Here is a 19,996-nt window from a genome sequence, read left to right on the forward strand (position 1 = left end):
GACCTCACTCGCCGCTGCGGCGCCGGCGCACGGTCAGCGCCCGGAACGCGACGGCCAGGGTGGCCGCGGCGGCGAGCACGGCGCCGATCACGGTGTGCGGGAGGCCGGGGCCGTCGCCCCCGTGGTTCTTCTTGGCCGCGGCGGCCTGGTCCTGCCCCTGCGCCTGACCCTGGGCCGCGCGCGCCCTCTCGGCGAGCTCGGCGGACATGCCTCCGCCGCCCGCGTGGACCGGCCAGACGGGCGACTGGTGGGGGTTCGGCCGGTCGCGATCGCGGTCGCGGTCCTTTTCGCGGTCGTCGCGGCGCCGGACGACCTCGATGGAGCCGCGTACGCGGTCCTCTTCTCCGTCGCACTTCACCCGGATGTCGTGCCGTCCGGGTTGTGCCCGGGAGCTGACCATCGCGTCGCCCCACAGCGACTTGTCCCCGTCGCGGCCGGAGGACAGGTGGACCTCCGACACGAAGACGGCCGACTTGGCCGACGCCCATTTGCCTTCGCAGCCGTGGACGCGCAGCTTGACCTGCGCCCCCGGTTCGGCCTCGTGCGGATCGACCGAGACGCTGCCGCGGTTCTCCTCGCCCGCCGCGAGGGCCGTGGGCGCGGACACGGCGGTGAGCGCCGTCAGGGCGACGGCCACCCCGGTGACACGGAGAGCGATCAGAGCACTACGCATGGTGAACCTCCTCACAAGGAGGTTCACGCGCGGCGCGGCGCTCCGCATCCGGAGCGCCGCGTGCTTGACCCGTTCGGATCAGACGAGATCGACCAGGTCGGCGATGGAGGCGACGGTCTTGGTCGGGCGGTAGGGGAACTTCTCGGTGTCCTCGGCGGAGGTCAGTCCGGTCAGCACGAGGAAGGTCTGCATCCCGGCCTCGAGCCCGGCCAGGACGTCGGTGTCCATCCGGTCGCCGATCATCGCGCTGCTCTCGGAGTGCGCGCCGATGGCGTTCAGGCCGGTCCGCATCATGAGCGGGTTGGGCTTGCCCGCGAAGTACGGCTGCTTGCCGGTCGCCTTGGTGATCAGCGCGGCGACGGCGCCCGTGGCGGGCAGCGGACCCTCGGTGGAGGGGCCGGTCTCGTCGGGGTTGGTGCAGATGAAGCGGGCGCCCGCGTTGATCAGGCGGACCGCCTTCGTCATCGCCTCGAAGCTGTACGTCCGGGTCTCGCCCAGGACCACGTAGTCGGGCTCGTGGTCGGTCAGGATGTAGCCGATGTCGTGCAGGGCGGTGGTGAGACCGGCCTCGCCGATGACGTACGCGGTGCCGCCCGGGCGCTGGTCGTCGAGGAACTTGGCGGTGGCCAGCGCCGAGGTCCAGATGTTCTCGACGGGCACGTCGAGGCCCATCCGGTACAGCCGGGCCTGGAGGTCGCGCGGGGTGTAGATGGAGTTGTTGGTCAGGACGAGGAAGGGCTTGCCGGAGTCGCGCAGCCGCTTGATGAAGGCATCGGCGCCGGGGATCGGGGTGCCCTCGTGGATGAGGACCCCGTCCATGTCGGTGAGCCAGGATTCGATCGGCTTGCGCTCTGCCACTGGACTGTTCTCCGCTCTCGGTGGCCGTGACCTCTGACCTGTGACGGCTGGTCTCTACCACCCTATCGGGGCCGGGCTGTGGACGCTTTCGGCGTCCACAGCCCGGACCGCTGGGGCCTGGATCAGCCGAGTTTGACGTTGTCGGGGGTCGTCCCACTCGTCGGAGCCGGCGACGGCGAAGACGTCACGGGAGCGGACGTTCAGCTCGCGAACCCGCCGCGGCCTCCCGGCGGTGGCGGTGTGCGCGCCGAGGGCGGTGGCGAGCAGGGCCGTGGCGGTGGCGGCCACGGCGAGGGCGCGTCCTGACAGGACAGTGGGCACGTACTCCTCCGGGAGTAAACGTGGGGAAGCCGCAGGTGGGCATGCGCCGGGTCCGGACCGAAGGTGCGGTCTTCGGGTCCAGACCCTCCCCCCGGGGGGGCGTCACTTGCCTGGTCGTGGTGTCCGGGAAGGCGACCGGTCAGCTTCCGGTTGCCGACTTCCACGCGTCGACGTAGCCCGCGAGGTTCTTGTCGATGTCGGCCCAGTCCGGCTCGAAGAGCTCGACGCCGGTCATCAGCTTGGTGAGCTCGACGGCGTTGGCGTCGGTCGGCTTGACGTCGGTGCGCGCGGGGAAGCCGCCGCCGACCTCGCTGACCAGCTTCTGGGCGTCCTCGCCGAGCAGGAAGTCGAGGAGCTTCTTGCCGTTCTCGGTGTGCGGGGCCTTGTCCACCAGGCCGGCCGCGTACGGGAGGGCGAAGGTGGTCGGCTTGGCGCCGTCCTTGGCGGGGAACCAGATGCCCAGGTTCGGCATGGACTTGGACTGCGCGAAGTTCATCTGGACGTCGCCGTTGGCGACGAGCAGCTCGCCCTTGTCGGTCTTCGGCGCGAGCTTGCTGGTGGAGGAGGACGGTCCGACGTTGTTGGCCTGGAGCTTCTTCAGGTACTCCAGCGCCGGCTCCTTGCCGCCGAAGTCGTGCATCGCCTTGATGAGGACGGCGGTGCCGTCGCCCGCGACGCCCGGGGTGGAGTACTGGAGCTTGCCCTTGTACGTGGCGTCCAGCAGCTCCTCCCAGGTCTGGGGTGCCTCGGTGAGCTCCTTCTTGTTGTAGACGAAGCCGAAGTAGTTGTTGACGACCGAGGTCCACTTGCCGTCGGCGGCCTTGTTCGCACCGTTGACCTTGTCGGAGCCCTGCGGCTTGTAGGCCTGGAGCAGGCCCTTGCCGTCCGCCTGCTGGATGAACGGCGGCAGGGTGACCAGTACGTCGGCCTGGGTGTTGGTCTTCTCGCGGACGGCGCGCTGCACCATCTCGCCCGAGCCGCCCTCGACGTACTTGACCTCGATGCCGGTCTTCTTCGTGAACTCGGCGAAGACCTTGTCGTACCAGCCGTCGCCCTTGTCGCTCTTGAGGCCGTCGGCGCTGTAGACGGTGACGACCTTCTCGCCGCCGCCCTTGGAGTCGGCGGACGAGCCGCCGCCGCAGGCGGTGAGACCGGAGGCGAGGGCGAGGCTGCCGGTGACGGAGGCGGTGATGCGCAGGAGGCGGTGACGGCTGCTGAGGCTTCTGGACATGGAACTTCCTTACGGGGGAAAGGGAGTCAGCGGTACGTGGCTCTGGTGCGGATGCGGGAGACGGCCAGGAGGACCAGCAGGGTGGCGGCCATCAGGACCACGGCGACGGCGGAGCCGCCGAAGAGCGAACCGCGGTCGGTGGCGGCGAAGATCCGGACCGGGAGGGGCATCCAGTCCGGCGGGTAGAGCATCATCGTGGCGCTCAGCTCGCCCATGGACAGGGCGAAGCAGAGTCCGGCGGCCGCCGTGAGGGACGGCAGCAGGAGGGGGAGCCTGACCCGCCACAGCACGTACGCGGGACGGGCTCCCAGGGAGGCCGCCGCCTGTTCGTACGCGGGGTCGAGACGAACGATGGCGGCCGAAACCGACTGGTGGGCAAACGCCGTGACAAGAATCGTGTGCGCCAGGATCACGATTGAGCTGGTGCCGTTGAGCAGCAGCGGGGGCTTGCTGAAGGCGACCAGGACGGCGAGGCCGACGACCACGGACGGCACGGCGACCGGCAGCATGAACAGGGCGTCCAGGCACCGCTTTCCGCGCCGTTTCAGCCCGTCGGCGGCCAGCGCGGCCCAGGTGCCGACGGTGAGCGCGAGCAGGCTGGCGACGAGAGCGGTCACCAGCGAGGTGATCAGCGCCTGGAGGGATTCGCCCCGCGCGGCGGAGGCGTAGTTCTCCGTGGTCGGACCGGAGGGGAAGGCTCCCGACCAGTGGGTGGAGAAGGACGCGGCCACCACGACGAGCAGGGGCAGGGCGAAGAGGGGAACGAAGAGGAGGCCGAACAGCGCCCAGGCGGCCCAGCGGCCGGTCCTGCTATGCACCAGCACGCTTGCTCACCACCCGGTAGAGGCCGAACAGGCCGACGGAGATCGCGATGTTGACGACGGCGACCACGCAGGCGGACGCATAGTCGGATTCGAGGATCGCCTTGCCGTAGATGAGCATCGGGAGCGTGGTGACGTCCTTGGCCCCGGTGAACAGGACGATCCCGAACTCGTTGAGGCACATGACCAGGACGAGGCTGCCGCCGGCGGCGAGCGCCGGAAGGGCCTCGGGAAGGATCACCCGCCGGACGATCCGGGCGGGCTTCGCCCCGAGCGAGGAGGCCACTTCGAGCTGGGCGGTGTCGAGTTGGGAGAAGGCGGCGAGCAGCGGGCGCATCACGAAGGGCGTGAAGTACGTGATCTCCGCGAGCAGCACGCCCCACGGGGTGGCGAGGAAGTGGAAGGGCCCGGCGGTGCCGCTCACGTCGGTCCAGAGCCCGTTGGCCATGCCGACGGTGCCGTAGATGAAGAGGAGGGCGAGGGTGATGAGGAAGGAGGGGAAGGAGAGGAAGACGTCGATGAACTTCGCGACGCCGCGGGCCCCGGGGAAGGGGACGAAGGCGATGATCAGCGCGAGCGCGAAGCCGAGCACGAGGCAGCCGGCGGTGGCGCCGGCGGCCAGCCAGACCGTGGTCCCCAGCGCCTCGCGGAAGGCGCGGGAGCGGAAGACGGAGGCGTACGCGTCGAAGGCGCCGCCACCGTTCTCGGGGGTGAGGGACTGCTGGACGACCAGCGCGAGGGGATAGAGGAAGACCAGCGCGAGCACGGCCACGGGCGGTGCGGACCAGAGCCAGCCGGGCACGCCACGGGCCCCCCGCGGGGTGCGGGAGCCGGACGGGGCGGTGCCGTGCCCGAATGTGGCGCGCTGCCCGGGAGCGGTTCGGCGGCCGGCCGCGGTGGCGTTCGACGGGCGGCGTCCGGCCGGCGCGGGCGCTTCCGGCGCCGTGGCGGGAGCGCCCGCCGGGGTGCCCGGCGTGGCGCCCGCCCGGGTGCCCGGCGTGGCGCCCGCCCGGGTGCCCGGCGTGGCGCCGGTGTGCTCCGGGGTCCGGCTGCCCGGCAGCCGCGCCGTTCGCCGCCCGTCCAGGCGGGGGGCGTCAGTCATCCGACACCCTCCCCCTCGCTGTCGCTGGGGGGACCCCCAGCGGCCAGCAGCACCGCGTCCCGCGGTTCGAAGTGCAGTGTCACCTCGTCGCCCAGCGCGGGCGTCTCGCGCAGCTCCGGCAGGTCCGCCTTGACGCGGTGGCCGTCGACGTCGACGTACAGCCGGTGCGTCGAGCCCCGCCACTGCACCTCGGCGATCGTGCCGGTCAGCGCGTTGGGACCGTCCCCGAGGCCGAGCAGGTGCGGCCGGACGCACAGGGTCGCGCCCGCGCCCGGCGCGGCCTGTCCGCGGTCCAGCTCCAGCGCCCGCCCCGCGAAGAGCGCGCCGGAGTCGGCGACGGTCACCGGCAGCAGGTTGGCGTTGCCGACGAACGACGCGGTGAACTCGGTGCGCGGCGCCCGGTACAGCTCCTGCGGAGTGCCGCAGTCCTGCAGCCGGGCCTTGTCCATGACCGCGATCCGGTCGGCGAGCGTCAGCGCCTCCACCTGGTCGTGCGTGACGTACAGAATCGATACGTCGGGCAGTTCGCGGTGGAGCCGGGCCAGTTCGGCGAGCATCCCGGACCGCAGCTGCGCGTCGAGCGCGGACAGCGGCTCGTCGAGCAGGAGCACCCCGGGCCGGATCGCCAGCGCGCGGGCGATCGCCACGCGCTGCTGCTGCCCGCCGGAGAGCTCGCGCGGGTAGCGCTTGGCGTACGCCGCCATCCCGGTCATCTCCAGCGCCTCGGCGACGCGCCCGGGGATCTCGGCCCTGGGCGCCTTCTGCGCCTTGAGGCCGAACGCCACGTTCTCCTCCACCCGCATGTGCGGGAAGAGTGCGTACTGCTGGACGACCATGCCGATGCCGCGCTTGTGCGGCGGGAGCGCGGTGACGTCCCGGCCGCCGATCAGCACCCGGCCCGCGGCGGGCCGTACGAAACCGGCGACCGCGCGCAGCGCCGTGGTCTTGCCCGAGCCGGAGGGGCCGAGCAGCGCCATGACCTCGCCCGGCTCGACGGTCAGGTCGAGCCGGTCCAGCACGGTGGCCGCGCCGTACGCGACGCAGACCCCCTCGAAGCGGATGCCGCTCACGCCGACTCCAGCAGGACCGAGGGCAGTTCTGCGATCGAGCCGAGGACGTGGGTCGCGCCGTGCCCGGTGAGCGCCGCGCGGTCGTGGGCGCCGGTGAGGACGCCGGCCACGATCCCGGCGCCGGAGCGGCGGCCGCTGAGCATGTCGTACGCGGTGTCGCCGGCGACCACGACCTGCCGTACGTCGTCGACGGCGCCGGTGCGCAGGAACGCGGCCAGCACCATGTCGGGGCAGGGCCGGCCGCGGCCGCCCGCGTCGGCGGGGCAGAGGGTGAGGTCGGCCAGGCCCTGCCAGCCGAGGGCGTCGAGGATGGCGTCCTGGGTGACGCGGGCGAAGCCGGTGGTCAGCACGACGGTGCGGCCGTCGGCGCGGAGCCTCTCGATGGTCTGGCGGGCGCCGTCGATCGGGGCGATGAGCCCGCTGTCGACGAGCTCGCCGTACGCCTCCTCGAAGGCGGAGTTGGCGCGCTGGGCGAGCTCCTCCGTGCCGAAGAGGTGGCGGAAGACGGAGATCTTCGACTCGCCCATGGTGTCGCGGACGTACTGGAGCTTGGCCTCGTGGTCGGCGGTGCCGGGCTCGACGCCGAGGCGTTCGGCGGCGCGCTCGAAGGCGCGCTCGACGAGGCCGCCGTCGGCGACGGTGGTGCCGGCCATGTCGAGGACGACCAGGTTGCGGCGGCCGTTCATGGCGGCCGTGCTGTCCGTGCTGTCCGTGCTGCTCATCTTCGCTACCAGCCCAGTTCGTTCGCGGTGGTCTCGGCTATGGCGGGCGAGCAGGTCATCCCGCGGCCGCCGGGTCCGGTCACCAGCCACACGCCGTCGGCCACCTGCTGGCGGTGGACGACGCGGGTGGTGTCGGTGCATTGCGCGTACACGCCCGCCCAGCGGCGATGGATCTTCGGCAGCGGGCGGCCCAGGAAGGACTCGACGACCTCGGCGAGGTACGCGTACGGGTCCTCGTGGGTGTCGAACGCGAAGGGGTGCTCGTACTCGTGGGTGTCGCCGATCGTCAGTCCGCCGTCCTGGCGCTGGACCATCAGCAGCTGCATCTTGTGCGCGGCGGCGACCGGCGCCTGCGCCTGCCCGGCGTTGAGGGCATCGAGCGCCTCGCTCTTGTAGGCGGGGTAGTAGCGGAAGCTGTCGGCGTCCGCGATGGAGGTGGTGAGCGGCTCGCCGAGCGGGGCGGTCTGCATCATCTGGAGCCGGACGCGGCGCACGGGCAGGTCGGGAACCAGCTCGCGGACGAGTCCGGACAGCCAGGCGCCCGTGGCGAGGACGACGGCATCACCCCGGTGGACGTCGCCGTGGTCGTCGCGGACGGCGCCGTTCCCGACGACCTCGCGCACCTCCCGTCCGGGCAGGAAGGTGTACCGGCCGGTCGCCCTGAGGGCCTCGCGCAGGTGGAGCTGGGCGGTCCGCGGTTCGACGGCCGCGTCCCGCTCGCACCACAGGGCGGCCTCGAAGGCGCCGCGCAGGGCGGGGTTGATCTCCCGCGCCTCCTCGGCGGTGACCAGTTCGTAGCCCCGGGCGGCGGCGTCGGGGCGGGCGGCGGCCGCCTCGGCGACGGCGTACTCGCGGGCATTGCGGACCGGGGTGAGGGAGCCGATCGCGCGGAAGCCCAGGCCGGGCACCTCCGCGCCGATCCGCTCCCAGAGCTCGCGGGCCCGCAGGGCGGTCTCGAGCTCCTCGCCCCCGGCCCGTCCACTGACCCAGATCTGGCCGAAGTTGCGCAGCGACGCGCCGCGGGCCTCGGCCTCTCGCTCGATCTGGACGACCTGGTGGCCGCGTTCGACTGCTTGCCAGGCGTGCATGGTGCCGACCACGCCGCCTCCGACGACTATGACTCTCACGCGGTCCACGGTGGTCGCAGCCCGTGGACCGGGGGGATCGCGTCGGCAACGGGACGGTGAACAGACCTCGACGCTTGGACTAGACCCGTTACCTTTCCGTGATCTAGATGCGTCCCTTTTCAGCGCCTTGGCGGCGATCCGCTCGGGACTATTCGGGCCGCAGGTGGGTCGTGAAGCTGAACCGGTCGCCACGGTAGAGCGAACGCACCCGCTCCAGGGGACGCCCGTCCTGATCCCGCGAGAACCGGTGGATGAGCAGCATGGGCAGGGCCGGCGGGGTGCCGATCAGCAGGGCCTCGCGGGGGGTCGCGAGGACGGTCTCCAGTTTCTCGTCGGCGTCCCCGAACGAGATCCCGAGCCGGTCGAGAAGGTATCCGTAGAAGGAGGAGTCCGGCTGGAAATCGGCGTCCAGGCGAGGCGCCCGCGCCACCCTGATGTAGGTGCTCTCCAGGCCCACCCGCTCGTCGTCGGCGCGCAGGACGCGCTCCAGGTGCCAGACGGGCTCGCCGGGCTCGGCGCCGATGCCGGGGGCCAGCTCGGGCGGGCAGGGGAACTGCTCCAGCCCGATGAGGTTACGGCCCGGCCGGCGGCCCTGGCGCCGTACGCCCTCGGTGTAGCTCGCGAGGGACAGGGGCTGTTCGAGCTTCGGACCGGCGACGACGGTGCCGCGGCCGGAGCGGCGGAGCCGGCCCTCCAGCAGGAGCTCGCGCAGGGCTTGGCGTACGGTCTCGCGGGACACCTCGCACCGCTCGGCGAGATCGCGCTCGGTGGGCAGCAGGCCGCCCTCGCCGAGGTCGTCGAGGAGGTCCGCGATCCGGGCCTTGACGGCGTAGTACTTGGGGATGCGGCCGTGCTCCGGGATGCCGGAGCGGACGGGCGAGCCGGGGCGGTGGTGCTGGGTCTGTTCTTCCACCCTCGGACTGTACGCGGGCCGGGTGTACGCAGATCAGCGCGCCGGAGTACCGGGGATACGCGCAGTATCCGACGTACCCGGAGTGCCCGACGTACCCGGAGTATCCGACGTACGCGGAGTGCCCGACGTACGCGGACTACCGGGAGTACGCAGCCGCCGGGCCGCCAGCAGGAGCGCGCCGCCGCCGGCGAGGGCACCCACCGCGCCGGCGCCGAACACCCAGTCGCGGGGTCCGGTGTGCGCGAGGGAGCCGGCCTCGCCCCTCTCCTCGGGGCCCTCCACGGAGAACCGGTAGCCGCCGGCCTCCCCGACCCAGTCGCCGTCGTCGGCCCGGCGCTGTACGAGGGCCGCGTCGGCGACGACCTCGCCGGCGGGGGTGCCGGGCGCGAAGGCCAGGCGGACCGTGACGGTCAGGGAGCCGCCGCCGCGTACGGCGAAGCCGGAGAAGGCCTCGCCCCCGTCGAAGACGGCGATGATCTCGTCGCGGTCGCTCCGCTCGAGGCTGACGGGGAGGGTCCCGCCGGGGCCCTCGAACTCCATCCGGAAGTGGGCGGGGAGCAGGGCGCGGTCCTTGTCCGTGAACACCACGACGGGGTGGATGGCGGTGCACTCGGAGTCCGTGGTGTTCGTGAGGTCCAGGAACCAGGTCTGCGGCCCGCCGCCGGTCCGGTACACGGCCGGCCCGCCGCGGATCCGCGCCCCGATGGGGAACGCGGTGCTCTTCCCGTCGCCGCAGGTGGCCTCGATCCGGGACGGCAGCGCGGGCGCGGGCCGGGCGCCGCCGCCGTTGCCGATGTCCGCGGCGGCGTGCGGCGCGGAGAGGGCGACGAGGACCGCGGAGAGGGCAAGGGCTTTGCGCAGTCGCATGGCAGACCTTCGCTTCGCTGCTCGCCGGACGGGAGGATGGTCGGACGAGGCGACAATCACCACGGCCTGCCCGCACCCTGCCACGCGCGCGAGACGGCCCGGCCGGCGCCGCGCCCGCATCCTGCGTTTTACGCCCGATCGGCGCACCGGACCGGGCCCGCTGCCGCACCGGTGCGCGCCTCCCGGCCCGCCCCGCCCGGCCTGCCCCGGCCCGCCCCGTCGTCCGGCCCGGCCCGTCCCCGCCCGTCCCGCCCCGGCGTCCGGCCCGTCCCGCCCCGTCCGCCCGACCTGGGGGTCGTGCCCCCGGCCTGCGGGCCGTCCGCCCGGCCGGCGAATCGTGCCCCCCGCCTGCGGGTCATGCCCCCGACCTGCGGGTCATGCCCCCGGGCGGCGCCTCAGCCCACGCGGCCGAAGAGCGGGGCCAGGGCCAGTTCCGCCGCGCCCTCGGCGACGCCGTCCTCGGACGCGGCGACCTCCGGAATCGGGCCGCCCAGGGTGCGGGCCTCCAGGACGCGGCGGACGCCCGTCGTGAAGACCTCCGGCGCGGAGTCCACCACCCGTCCCCCCAGCCACACCCGGTCCGCGTCCAGGAGCGCGACCACGTTCGCGGCGCCCTCGCCCAGGATCCGCGCAGCCTCCGGGAGGTCCCCGCGGGCCACCGCGTCCAGGCAGAGCACCTCCGCGCAGCCGCGGCTTCCGCACCGGCAGAGCGGGCCGTCCAGAATCAGAACCTGGTGCCCGAACTCCCCCGCCGCGGACCGTTCCCCGCGGAAGACCTCGCCGCGCAGCCGGAGCCCGGCTCCCAGGCCGGTGCTCAGGTGCAGGTACATGGAGGTTCCGACGGCCCGGCGGCCCGGCACCGCGACCCCCGCGTTGGTGTCCTTGTCCAGCACCACCGGCGGGGCGTCGGGCCCGAGCCGGTCCGCCACCGCCTGCCGCAGCGGGAACCCCTCCCACTCGGGGTATCCCGTCACCCGGCCCAGGACGCCGGCCTGCCAGTCAAGCGGTCCCGGCGTGGCGACGCCCACGCCCAGCAGGGACACCGCGCCCGCCTCCCCGCACAGCCGCTCCACGGCCCGTACGATCTCGTCCGCGACGACGTCCGGTCCGGCCGCGAAGTCCAGCGGGCCTCGCCACCGGTCGACGACGGTGCCCAGCATGTCCACCCGTACCGCCCGCAGCTCGTCGCGGTCGGCGTACACCCCGACGGCGTGCCGGGCGCCGGCGGTCAGCTGGAGCAGCGTCCGCGGCTTGCCCCCCGTGGACGCGCCGCGGCCGGCTTCGGCGACGAGCCCTTCCGCGCGCAGCCGCGCCGTGATCTTGCTGACGGCCTGCGGGGTGAGGCGCGTGAGGGCGGCGAGGTCAGTGCGGCCGAGGCCCTCGATGCCCGCTTCGCGCAGCAGGGCGAGGACGAGCGCGTCGTTGTGGCCGCGCAGCGCCGGTAGGTTCGCGCCGCTTGCGTTGTTGCCTCTGCTACCCCAGTCCACCTCTCCATTGTCCACCCTCCTTGCTCTTAAGCAACACTGTTGCCAAAGTGGAGCCATGAACGCCTCCCCTTCCGCTTCCCCCACGCGGTCGAACGGCCCGCTCCGCGTCGGCGTCGTCGGCTACGGCCTCGCCGGCTCCGTCTTCCACGCACCCCTGGTCGCCGCGACCGACGGGCTCGTCCTCGACACGGTCGTCACCTCCGACCCCGGCCGGCAGGCCCAGGCGCGCGAGGCGTACCCGGACGTCCGGATCGTGAGCTCCGCGCAGGAGCTCTGGGACCTCACCCCCGCCGTCGACCTGGTCGTCGTCGCCTCCCCCAACAAGACCCACGTCCCGCTCGCCACGGCCGCGCTCCACGCCGGCATCCCGGTCGTCGTGGACAAGCCGCTCGCCGCCACCGCCGCCGAGGCCCGCGAACTCGCCGCCCTCGCCGACAAGACCGGCACCTTCCTGTCCGTGTTCCAGAACCGCCGCTGGGACAACGACTTCCTCACCCTGCGCCGCCTCCTCGCCGACGGCGAACTCGGCGAGATCCAGCGCTTCGAGTCCCGCTTCGAGCGGTGGCGCCCGCAACTCAAGGGCGGCTGGCGCGAGTCCGGGGCCCCGGAGGAGATCGGCGGCCTGCTGTACGACCTCGGCAGCCATGTCGTCGACCAGGCGCTGGTGCTGTTCGGCCCGGCCGTGCGCGTGTACGCGGAGACCGACGTACGCCGCCCGGGCGCCGAGGCGGACGACGACACCTTCATCGCCGTCACGCACGCGAACGGGGTCCGCTCCCACTTCTACGTCAGCGCGACCACCGCGCAGCTGGGTCCGCGCTTCCGCGTGCTGGGCTCCCGGGCGGGCTACGTGAAGTACGGGCTCGACCCGCAGGAGGCGGCCCTGCGCGACGGGCAGCGGCCGGGCGTCGGGGAGACCCCGTGGGGCGAGGAGCCCGAGCACCTGTGGGGCCGGGTGGGCTCCGGAGAGTCCCCGCTGACCGGCGGCGGGACCCCGGTGCCGACCGTGCCGGGCGACTACCCCGCGTACTACGCGGCGGTGGCGGCGGCTCTGCGCGAGGGCGGCCCGGCGCCGGTCACCGCGCACGAGGCGGCGCAGTGCCTGGCCGTGCTGGAGGCCGCGCGGACGTCGTCCCGGGACGGAGTGACCGTCGAACTGAGCGCCGGCGCCGGCTGACGCAAACGGCTGGCGTAACCGGCTGGCGCGCAGAGCCGGCGCAAAAAGCCGCCCGGCGCCGCGTACGCACGCATACGGCAGGGGGCGGTGCCGCCGACGGCGGCCCGCCCCCTCCTCGTCACTACGCGCCCTTGAACTCCTGGCGCTGGCGGCCGAGACCCTCGATCTCCAGCTCCACGACGTCACCGGCGCGCAGGTACGGCTTCGGCTCCGGCTGGCCCATGGCCACGCCCGCCGGGGTGCCGGTGACGATGACGTCGCCCGGGTACAGGGTCATGAACTGGCTCAGGTACCGGACGACCTCGCCGACCGGGAAGATCTGGTCGGCGGTGTTGCCGTCCTGCTTGAGCTCGCCGTTGACCCACAGCTTCACGTCCAGGACCTGCGGGTCCTCGACCTCGTCGGCGGTGACCAGCCACGGGCCCAGCGGGGTGAACGTCTCGCAGTTCTTGCCCTTGTCCCAGGTGCCGCCGCGCTCGATCTGGAACTCGCGCTCCGAGACGTCGTTGACCAGCGTGTATCCACCCACGTGGGCGAGGCCCTCCGCGGCGGAGGACAGGTAGCGGGCGGTGCTGCCGACGACGACGCCGAGCTCGGCCTCCCAGTCGGTCTTCACGCTGCCCCGCGGGATCAGCACGGTGTCGTCCGGGCCGGCCACGGTGTCCGCGGCCTTGAGGAACAGGATGGGCTCGGCCGGCGGCTCCGCGCCGATCTCGGCCGCGTGCCCGAAGTAGTTCAGCCCGATGCCCACGATCTTGCCGATCCGGCCGACCGGCGCACCGATCCGCAGACCCTCCGCGTCCAGGACCGGGAGCTCCCCGGCCGCCGCCGCGTCCCGTACCCGGGACAGCACGGAGTCGTCGGCGAGCAGGGCGCCGTCCACATCCGTGATCAGGCCGGACAGGTCGCGCAGGGCCCCGTCCTGGTCGAGCAGCGCGGGGCGCTCCGCCCCGGCCGGTCCGACACGCAGCAGCTTCATGGGCATTCTCCCGTGGTCGAGGGTGGTCGGCCCAGGGGCGTGCCCAGGGCCTGCCGATGGGTTGCGGCCATCGGAGAATTGGTTGATCCTCCAAGATGCCTGCCCCATCCGCAAGACCCTGTTCACAGACTGGAACGCTCGAGCCCGTCGGCCGCCGCCTCCTGCCCCTCCTTGCGGTACTGGAGCCAGGCCCGCTCCGCCACGGACCACGCGGTGGTGGTCACCAGGTAGAGCCCGGCGGCCAGCGGTACCACGGCAGCCGTGATCAGCGTCCCGAACGACAGCAGCGGCAGTACTCCGCCCAGCTTGCGCAGCATCTCCTGCTGCCCGGCGCTCATCTCGGCGGCGACTCCGGGCTTGCCCTTGGCGCGGGGGCCTGCCGCGACGGGAGCCGCAGCGGCCGCGGCAGCGGCCATGGCGGCAGCCCGACGCCCCCGTACGGCGCTCCACGCGGCGACCGCCGCGATGGCCGCGAACAGCCCGAGGAAGACCAGCCCCTGCGCCCCGATGAGGCCGCCCTGCCCGAGGGCATCGCTCCACCGGGCCCCGAGCGGGGCGGCGAACAGCCGGTGGTCCAGCAGCTCTCCGGACGAGGAGAAGGCCCGGTACATGAGGAAGAACACCGGCAGCTGGAGCAGCACCGGCAGGCAGCCGGCCACCGGGGTCGCACCGCGGAACGCGGCCCGGTTCAGCGGATGCAGGGCGAGCCGTACGAGCACGGTGAACAGCACGATCGCGGCAGCGGTCGCGGACTCGGCCAGTACCGGCTCCAAGAGCCGGCCCAGCTCGGCAACAAGACGGGTGAAAACGGACACGCGGGCCCTCCGAAGGGTCTCGTCGAACGTCGAAAGAACTGCATTTCGGCGCGACGACCCACGAGGGGCACGACAGCAAGGAAAGAAGAACCCAGAGTCCAGAAGTCCAGAAGTCCGGAAATTCAGAGTTCTGCGACTCTGCGAGTACTGCGCGCCCCTACGCGGCCGTCAGGACGGGACGGCCGGGCGCCCTGGGCCGCGACCGGCCCGAAGCGTCGGGATCGCGCTGCGGCAGGAACGCCGTGCGCTGCTCGCGATCACGGATCGCGGTGCGTATGCGGTGGGACGGCACGGGCCGTACGAGGCGGGCGGCCAGGGCGGCGGCGCCCACGGCGACGGTGACCGCGAGGGCGACCACGGCGGCGCCCAGCCCACCCTCCCCGGCGAACAGCCCGAGGAACCCGGCGAGCAGGAGCAGAGGCATCAGCCGGGAGGCGAAGACAGCCCGGACGGGCTCGAGGAAGGACGGCAGGCGCCCACGCTCATGCCGAGCCACGCACACCACCTCCCTCTCCCAAGATCCGGTACTCACCAAGAACTCTAACGCCGGCTATCTCGTCAACGTTCCCCACACCACGAGCCGGTATTTCGAGGTGTACTCGGGCGTGCAGGTGGTGAGCGTGATGTACGCGCCGGGCTCGCCGTACCCGTACTCCGGCCGGACCGTGCTGCGCGGCACGGGCGCGATCACCCCGGTGTCCCGCTCGCCGGTCTCCCCCAGGACCTTCCCCACCACATAGGTGTACCGCTGCCCCCGTACATCGACGATCAGCTCGTCCCCGGCCCGCAACCGGTTGATGTACCGGAACGGCTCGCCGTGGGTGTTGCGGTGCCCCGCGAGCGCGAAGTTCCCCTCCGCCCCGGGCTGCGCGGTCCCCGGGTAGTGCCCGGCGTACCCCTTGTCCAGCACGGCCCGCTTGTCGACCCCCTGCGCGATGGGCACGACGACACCGAGCCGGGGGATGCGCAGGACCCCGTACGCCGATTCCGGCGCCGGCGCCGGCTTGGCGGCGGGGGCTGCGGGGGTGGCGCGGACGACCGGGGCCTCAGGCGACAGGGAAGGCGACGCGGCGGGCGCGGAAGACACGGAGGGCGACGCCGCGGGGACGGAAGGCACGGAGGGCGGCCCGGCGGGGACGGTCCACTCCCGCTCCAGCTCCCGGACCCGCTCGTGCGCGGCGGCCAGGGCCTGCCGGTTGGTCCACCACACCTGGTGCACCACCAGCAACAACACCACCACGCCCACGGTGACGGCCAGTTCGGCGGCACCCCACAGCACCCCGGCGAGACCGGCCCGGCGCGCCCGCCGCCCGCCCCGCTGCACCACCACACGCATGTGATCCCGCACGGGCCGCACCTTAAGACTTCCCCCGTCAACAGACCAGCCGCAGTACGGTGTGGACCATGCGCCCTGACACGCCTGCCGAGCACATCGCCGAAGCCGAGCGCCTCATCCGCACGGCGACCCGTTACCCCGAGGACCAGGAGCCCTTGCTCCTCCAGGCCGCGGCCCACCTCGAACTGGGTGACGCCCGGGACCGCGCCAGCGCGCTGTACGACCAACTCCTCGCCGCCTCGCCCGCCGACCCGCACCTGATCAAGGCGCTCCAGGCCGCGAACCTGTGGGAGTACGGCCACGAGCCCGAGGCCCGCGCCCTCATCCAGGGGATCCGCGCGGCAGCTCCCGCGGACCCGGCCCCCTGGGAGGTCATCGCGGAAGCCCTCGAGGCGCACGACGAGTTGACCACCTCGGAGGAGTGCTTCACCCAGGCGGCCACCCTCCTCATCACGGAGAGCGCGCCCCTCACCCCCGCCACCACGGCCCTCCTGACGGGCCGTCACCGGGTCCGCCGCCTCCTCGGACTCCCGCACGACGACTGGGACATGGTCGCCGACACCCGCCACATCGGCCCGATCCCGCTGGACGAGCTCCACGACCCCAAGCGCATCTGGGCCCTCGGCTCCGACGACCCGGCCGAGCTCCGCGCGGAGATCGCCCGACTCCGCGCCGAACTGGGCGACCGCCGCGCCGCGCTCTCCCGCCCGTTCCCGGTGGCCATCCTCCACTGGCCCCAGCGCGAGCTCGCGGAACTCCTCACCTCGTACCCCACCCTCACGGGGGAATACCCCTCGCACGAGGCGCACCTCGCGCAGATCGAGGCGGCCCTGCGCGCCCTGGCGGCCTCGGGCACGACGAACCTCGGCATCGTGACGGCGAGCGTCCCGTCGTACGAGGCCTTCGCGGCATCCGAGAAGACCTCCCCGGCTTCCCCGTCACTCCTCCCGGAATACGCGACGACCCTGGCGGCCCGCGGCAAAGCCACCCCCTGGCCCCCCACCCCCACGTCCCCCTGCTGGTGCACCTCGGGCAAGCCGTACGCGGAGTGCCACGGCTCCAACGACTGACCAAAATCGGCCATCATATGACCGAGAAGGAATCTCCTGTGGCCTCACCCTGCCTTATTCCAGCGGGTGTTGTCAGTCGCCCTTGATACAACCGAGGCGGCGATGATCAACCCATGAGGAGCTTCCGTGACGTCTGGTGCCCAACCGAATCCTCGGAAGCCTGTTGCCGGACTTCACGAGACGCTGATCACCAGCGCCCTCGAGGAACAGCTCAAGGAGCTCATCGCAACGGGATCCGTCGTCATAGACGGCCAGGTCAGTAACGAGTCCTCGCAGCAGGTACTGACCCGACACATTGCTCACGCCGTCGGGCACATGTTGAAGAAGCTGGCGCCCGGAGATCAGGTCCACGCCGCTAACAAGATTCTCGACTCCCTGAGTGCCTTCGACGGTGCTCCCGAGTGGGTGGGTCCCATTGCCGAGGGGCCGCGCCAGCTGCTTGCCGTCGCTGGCCCGGCGGCATCGGAAGCGGCCTACTCCATTCGGCCTTCGACTCCGCTCTCGGAGACCGCACTCATCACCAACTCCCCGGAAGATCCGAGCCTCGGCTCCGAGCTGCGGGCCGAGTTGGCTACGGCCGACCGTATCGACCTGCTGTGCGCCTTCGTGAAATGGACTGGCCTCCGTGTACTGGAGCAGCCGCTACGGGCAGCCGCTGCCCGTGGTGTACCCATACGCGTCATCACCACGACCTACATCGGCGCCACCGAGCGTCCCGCCCTGGATCGCCTCGTGCGCGAGTTCAACGCAGAAGTGAAGGTGAACTACGAACTGCGTTCGACTCGCCTCCATGCCAAGGCGTGGCTCTTCCGCCGAGACTCGCACTTCGACACCGCCTACGTTGGTAGTTCGAACCTTTCCAAGGCAGCGCTCCTCGATGGGCTTGAGTGGAATGTCCGGCTGTCCGGCGTCGCCACCCCGGACGTGCTGAGGAAGTTCGAAGCAACCTTTGACTCGTACTGGAGCGAGCGAGCTTTCGAGTCGTACGACCCCGACCGGGACGCCCAGCGGTTGGATGACGCGCTCAAGATCGCAGGGAGCTCCAGCATCGCCAATGCCGCCCGGGTCATCAGCCTGTCCGGCCTGGAGGTACGCCCCTACCCACACCAGCGCGACATGCTAGAGCGCATCGAGGTCGAGCGTACGGTGCACGGCCGGCACCGAAACCTCCTGGTGGCCGCCACCGGAACCGGCAAGACCGTCATGGCCGCACTCGACTTCAAACAGCTACAGCAGAGACTGGGCCGCAAGCTGCGCCTGCTGTTCGTCGCCCATCGCAAGGAAATCCTCGAGCAGTCCTTGCGCACGTACCAGGACGTACTCGTCGATGCGAACTTCGGCGAGCTGCTCGTCGGCGGCAAGATCCCCACCCGGTGGGAGAACGTCTTCGCAAGCGTCCAGTCCCTGGGCTCCCCGGCCCTGGACCGACTCCCAGCAGATCATTTCGATGTCATCGTCATCGATGAATGCCATCACGGCACCTCCCCCACCTACCGCCAGATCACGGCCCGCTTCACACCGAAGGAACTCCTGGGGCTGACGGCCACACCTGAGCGCATGGACGGTGTGACCATCCAGGACGAGTTCTTCGACGGAAGAATCGCCGCCGAGATGCGCCTGTGGGAGGCCCTGGAGAATGATCTCCTCTGCCCCTTCCACTACTTCGGCATCACTGACAACACCGATATGAGCGCCGTGGCCTGGAAGCGTGGAGCCTACGACTCCGGGGCCCTCAGCAACGTCTTCACTGGCAACGAGGCCCGGGCACGCCTGGTCATCCGCGCCCTCCAGGAGAAGCACAGCAACCCCCAAAGCATGCGCGCCCTCGGCTTCTGTGTCTCCGTAGCCCATGCGCATTTCATGGCTGACTTCTTCAACCGTGCAGGCTTCAGCGCCGCCGCCCTGTCCGGCGAAACCCCACCGGAAGAGCGCAGGGCGGCACTCGATGCTCTCAAGGCAGGGGAGCTCAATGTCATCTTCTCCGTCGACCTCTTCAACGAGGGCCTCGATGTCCCCGACGTCGACACGCTGCTTCTCCTACGGCCCACCTCTAGCGCCACTGTATTTCTCCAGCAACTGGGTCGCGGATTGCGCCGGAGTGATAACAAGCCAGTCCTGACCGTCCTCGACTTCATCGGGCAGCATCGCAAGGAGTTCCGTTTCGAGGAACCGTTCCGCGCGCTGACCAACCTGACGCGCAATCGACTGCTCCACAGCATCGAGCACGACTTCCCACAGCTGCCCTCTGGCTGCCAGATCATCCTTGAGGCGAAGGCCAAGGAACTGATCATCGAGAACATTCGCAGCCAGATCAATGTCAACGTCACGCAGCTCGCCCGCGAAGTCGCGGCTTATGCCGAACCGAAGCTCTCTGCATACCTCAAGGAGAGCGGTCGCGATATCAAGGAGCTGTACCGGGGCAACGGGAACTCATGGACCGGTCTGCTGCGACGAGCCAAGTTGCTCACCACCCCGGTCCCCGAGGGCGAGGAGGCACTGCTGAAGCGCGTCTCGGCGTTCCTGCACGTGGACGACCCGGCACGAGTCAGCGCCTACACCGCTCTACTCCAGGAGGACGCGCCCGCCTACGCGGCACTGGACGCGCGCTGGCAGGCCTACGCACGCATGCTCTTCTTCTCTCTCTGGCCGCTGGGGGGCGGATTCTCCGGGTACCAAGAGGGCTTTGATGCGCTTCGGCAGCAGCACGCCTTCCGCGACGAGCTCCGCCAGGTCCTCGCCCATGACTTGGAGCTGGCCGATCACGTCCCCGTTCCCCTCTCGGGCGATCACGCGGCCCTTCCCCTGACCGTTCATGCGTCGTATAGCCGGGAGGAGATCCTCCCAGCCCTCGGCCAAGCTGCGCTCGGCGGCTTCCTGCCCGGACATTTCCGGGAAGGCGTGAGGTGGTGCGATTCCATCCAGACTGACGCGCTGTTCATCACCCTGGAGAAGGACGAGAAGGACTTCTCGCCCCAGACCCGCTACAAGGACTATGCGATGAACGAGTCCCAATTCCACTGGGAATCGCAGAACCAGACATCGGAAACCTCGCCGACCGGAGTCCGGTACCAGAACCACGCCGGGAACGGTTCTCACGTACTGCTCTTCGTCCGCCGCTTCAAGAAAACAGACATAGGCGGGCCGCAGGCCTGGATGCTGCTCGGGCCCGCCAAGTATGTCCGCCATAAGGGCAGCAATCCGATGGGGATTGAATGGAAGCTGCATCACGAAATCCCCGCCGACGTCTGGTCGTACTCCACGATCGCCAGCTAAGGGCTGTCCCGCAATCCCCGGCGGGCGCACGACGCCGGCTACGGCACCTCGCTGCGTTGTCGGGACGCCCGAATACGCCCAGTATGCGGGCGACCCTCCGCCTTGCGATGCACCGCATCCGACGCCGCGCGCTGATCCACCGCGGATTACGGGA

General features: G+C 71.5%; 19 protein-coding genes. 3 read left to right on the forward strand and 16 right to left on the reverse strand.

The annotated features are described in order from the left end of the window. Nucleotides 1-4: 4 nt before the first annotated feature. The 12 genes from AB0I68_RS09780 to AB0I68_RS09835 all read right to left on the reverse strand — a co-directional run bounded on the left by AB0I68_RS09780 (nt 5) and on the right by AB0I68_RS09835 (nt 11,192). Nucleotides 5-673, reverse strand: coding sequence for a hypothetical protein (locus AB0I68_RS09780; protein ID WP_363176681.1), 669 nt, complete (start codon nt 671-673; stop codon nt 5-7). Nucleotides 674-751: 78 nt separating this feature from the next. Beyond that, nucleotides 752-1,531 carry an HAD-IIA family hydrolase gene (locus tag AB0I68_RS09785; protein WP_363176682.1) on the reverse strand — a complete coding sequence of 260 codons (780 nt, stop codon included), beginning with the start codon at nt 1,529-1,531 and terminating at the stop codon, nt 752-754. Between the two features lie 54 nt (nt 1,532-1,585). Then, on the reverse strand, nt 1,586-1,852 hold the full coding sequence (locus tag AB0I68_RS09790; protein WP_363176683.1) for a hypothetical protein: 267 nt from the start codon (nt 1,850-1,852) through the stop codon (nt 1,586-1,588). A gap of 139 nt (nt 1,853-1,991) precedes the next feature. Further along, nucleotides 1,992-3,083 (reverse strand): 2-aminoethylphosphonate ABC transporter substrate-binding protein, encoded by a 1,092-nt coding sequence (locus tag AB0I68_RS09795; protein ID WP_363176684.1) that lies wholly within the window; start codon nt 3,081-3,083, stop codon nt 1,992-1,994. A gap of 26 nt (nt 3,084-3,109) precedes the next feature. Continuing rightward, a complete protein-coding gene (locus AB0I68_RS09800; protein WP_363176685.1) occupies nt 3,110-3,907 on the reverse strand; it encodes an ABC transporter permease subunit in 798 nt (265 codons plus the stop codon). Further along, nucleotides 3,894-5,006, reverse strand: coding sequence for a 2-aminoethylphosphonate ABC transporter permease subunit (locus AB0I68_RS09805; RefSeq protein WP_363176686.1), 1,113 nt, complete (start codon nt 5,004-5,006; stop codon nt 3,894-3,896). Before AB0I68_RS09805 ends, AB0I68_RS09800 begins: the two co-directional genes overlap by 14 nt. Continuing rightward, nucleotides 5,003-6,076, reverse strand: coding sequence for an ABC transporter ATP-binding protein (locus tag AB0I68_RS09810; protein WP_363176687.1), 1,074 nt, complete (start codon nt 6,074-6,076; stop codon nt 5,003-5,005). Before AB0I68_RS09810 ends, AB0I68_RS09805 begins: the two co-directional genes overlap by 4 nt. Then, nucleotides 6,073-6,798: a phosphonatase-like hydrolase gene (locus AB0I68_RS09815; protein WP_363176688.1), complete on the reverse strand. Its 726-nt coding sequence runs from the start codon at nt 6,796-6,798 to the stop codon at nt 6,073-6,075. The genes AB0I68_RS09810 and AB0I68_RS09815 overlap by 4 nt, the downstream gene beginning before the upstream one ends. Nucleotides 6,799-6,803: 5 nt before the next feature. Next, the gene (locus tag AB0I68_RS09820) at nt 6,804-7,925 is read right to left on the reverse strand and encodes a TIGR03364 family FAD-dependent oxidoreductase (RefSeq protein ID WP_363176689.1); all 1,122 of its coding nucleotides are present in this window, start codon (nt 7,923-7,925) and stop codon (nt 6,804-6,806) included. A 148-nt stretch (nt 7,926-8,073) separates the two neighbouring features. Continuing rightward, nucleotides 8,074-8,838, reverse strand: coding sequence for a GntR family transcriptional regulator (locus tag AB0I68_RS09825; RefSeq protein WP_363176690.1), 765 nt, complete (start codon nt 8,836-8,838; stop codon nt 8,074-8,076). A 33-nt stretch (nt 8,839-8,871) separates the two neighbouring features. After that, nucleotides 8,872-9,705, reverse strand: a complete 834-nt coding sequence (locus AB0I68_RS09830; RefSeq protein ID WP_363176691.1) for a hypothetical protein — start codon at nt 9,703-9,705, stop codon at nt 8,872-8,874. A gap of 395 nt (nt 9,706-10,100) precedes the next feature. Beyond that, complete coding sequence (locus AB0I68_RS09835; RefSeq protein ID WP_363176692.1) at nt 10,101-11,192, reverse strand: ROK family transcriptional regulator; 1,092 nt, start codon at nt 11,190-11,192, stop codon at nt 10,101-10,103. A 55-nt stretch (nt 11,193-11,247) separates the two neighbouring features. On the opposite strand from AB0I68_RS09835, the gene AB0I68_RS09840 reads away from it, so the two are divergent. Continuing rightward, on the forward strand, nt 11,248-12,369 hold the full coding sequence (locus AB0I68_RS09840; RefSeq protein WP_363176693.1) for a Gfo/Idh/MocA family oxidoreductase: 1,122 nt from the start codon (nt 11,248-11,250) through the stop codon (nt 12,367-12,369). A gap of 121 nt (nt 12,370-12,490) precedes the next feature. Here AB0I68_RS09840 and AB0I68_RS09845 read toward each other — a convergent pair whose 3' ends face one another. The 4 genes from AB0I68_RS09845 to AB0I68_RS09860 all read right to left on the reverse strand — a co-directional run bounded on the left by AB0I68_RS09845 (nt 12,491) and on the right by AB0I68_RS09860 (nt 15,511). Then, complete coding sequence (locus AB0I68_RS09845; protein ID WP_363176694.1) at nt 12,491-13,348, reverse strand: fumarylacetoacetate hydrolase family protein; 858 nt, start codon at nt 13,346-13,348, stop codon at nt 12,491-12,493. A 122-nt stretch (nt 13,349-13,470) separates the two neighbouring features. Beyond that, the gene (locus tag AB0I68_RS09850) at nt 13,471-14,163 is read right to left on the reverse strand and encodes a YidC/Oxa1 family membrane protein insertase (RefSeq protein WP_363176696.1); all 693 of its coding nucleotides are present in this window, start codon (nt 14,161-14,163) and stop codon (nt 13,471-13,473) included. Nucleotides 14,164-14,320: 157 nt separating this feature from the next. Next, on the reverse strand, nt 14,321-14,587 hold the full coding sequence (locus AB0I68_RS09855) for a DUF6412 domain-containing protein (protein WP_363176730.1): 267 nt from the start codon (nt 14,585-14,587) through the stop codon (nt 14,321-14,323). 126 nt (nt 14,588-14,713) lie between these two features. Further along, nucleotides 14,714-15,511, reverse strand: a complete 798-nt coding sequence (locus AB0I68_RS09860) for a class E sortase (protein ID WP_363176697.1) — start codon at nt 15,509-15,511, stop codon at nt 14,714-14,716. Nucleotides 15,512-15,567: 56 nt separating this feature from the next. On the opposite strand from AB0I68_RS09860, the gene AB0I68_RS09865 reads away from it, so the two are divergent. Continuing rightward, on the forward strand, nt 15,568-16,569 hold the full coding sequence (locus AB0I68_RS09865) for an SEC-C domain-containing protein (protein ID WP_363176698.1): 1,002 nt from the start codon (nt 15,568-15,570) through the stop codon (nt 16,567-16,569). A 315-nt stretch (nt 16,570-16,884) separates the two neighbouring features. Beyond that, entirely contained in the window at nt 16,885-19,842 is a 2,958-nt protein-coding gene (locus AB0I68_RS09870) for a DUF3427 domain-containing protein (RefSeq protein WP_363176731.1), read from the forward strand. The last annotated feature ends 154 nt before the right edge of the window (nt 19,843-19,996 follow it).

It is taken from the genome of Streptomyces sp. NPDC050448 (assembly GCF_040655295.1).
Lineage (GTDB): Bacteria > Actinomycetota > Actinomycetes > Streptomycetales > Streptomycetaceae > Streptomyces.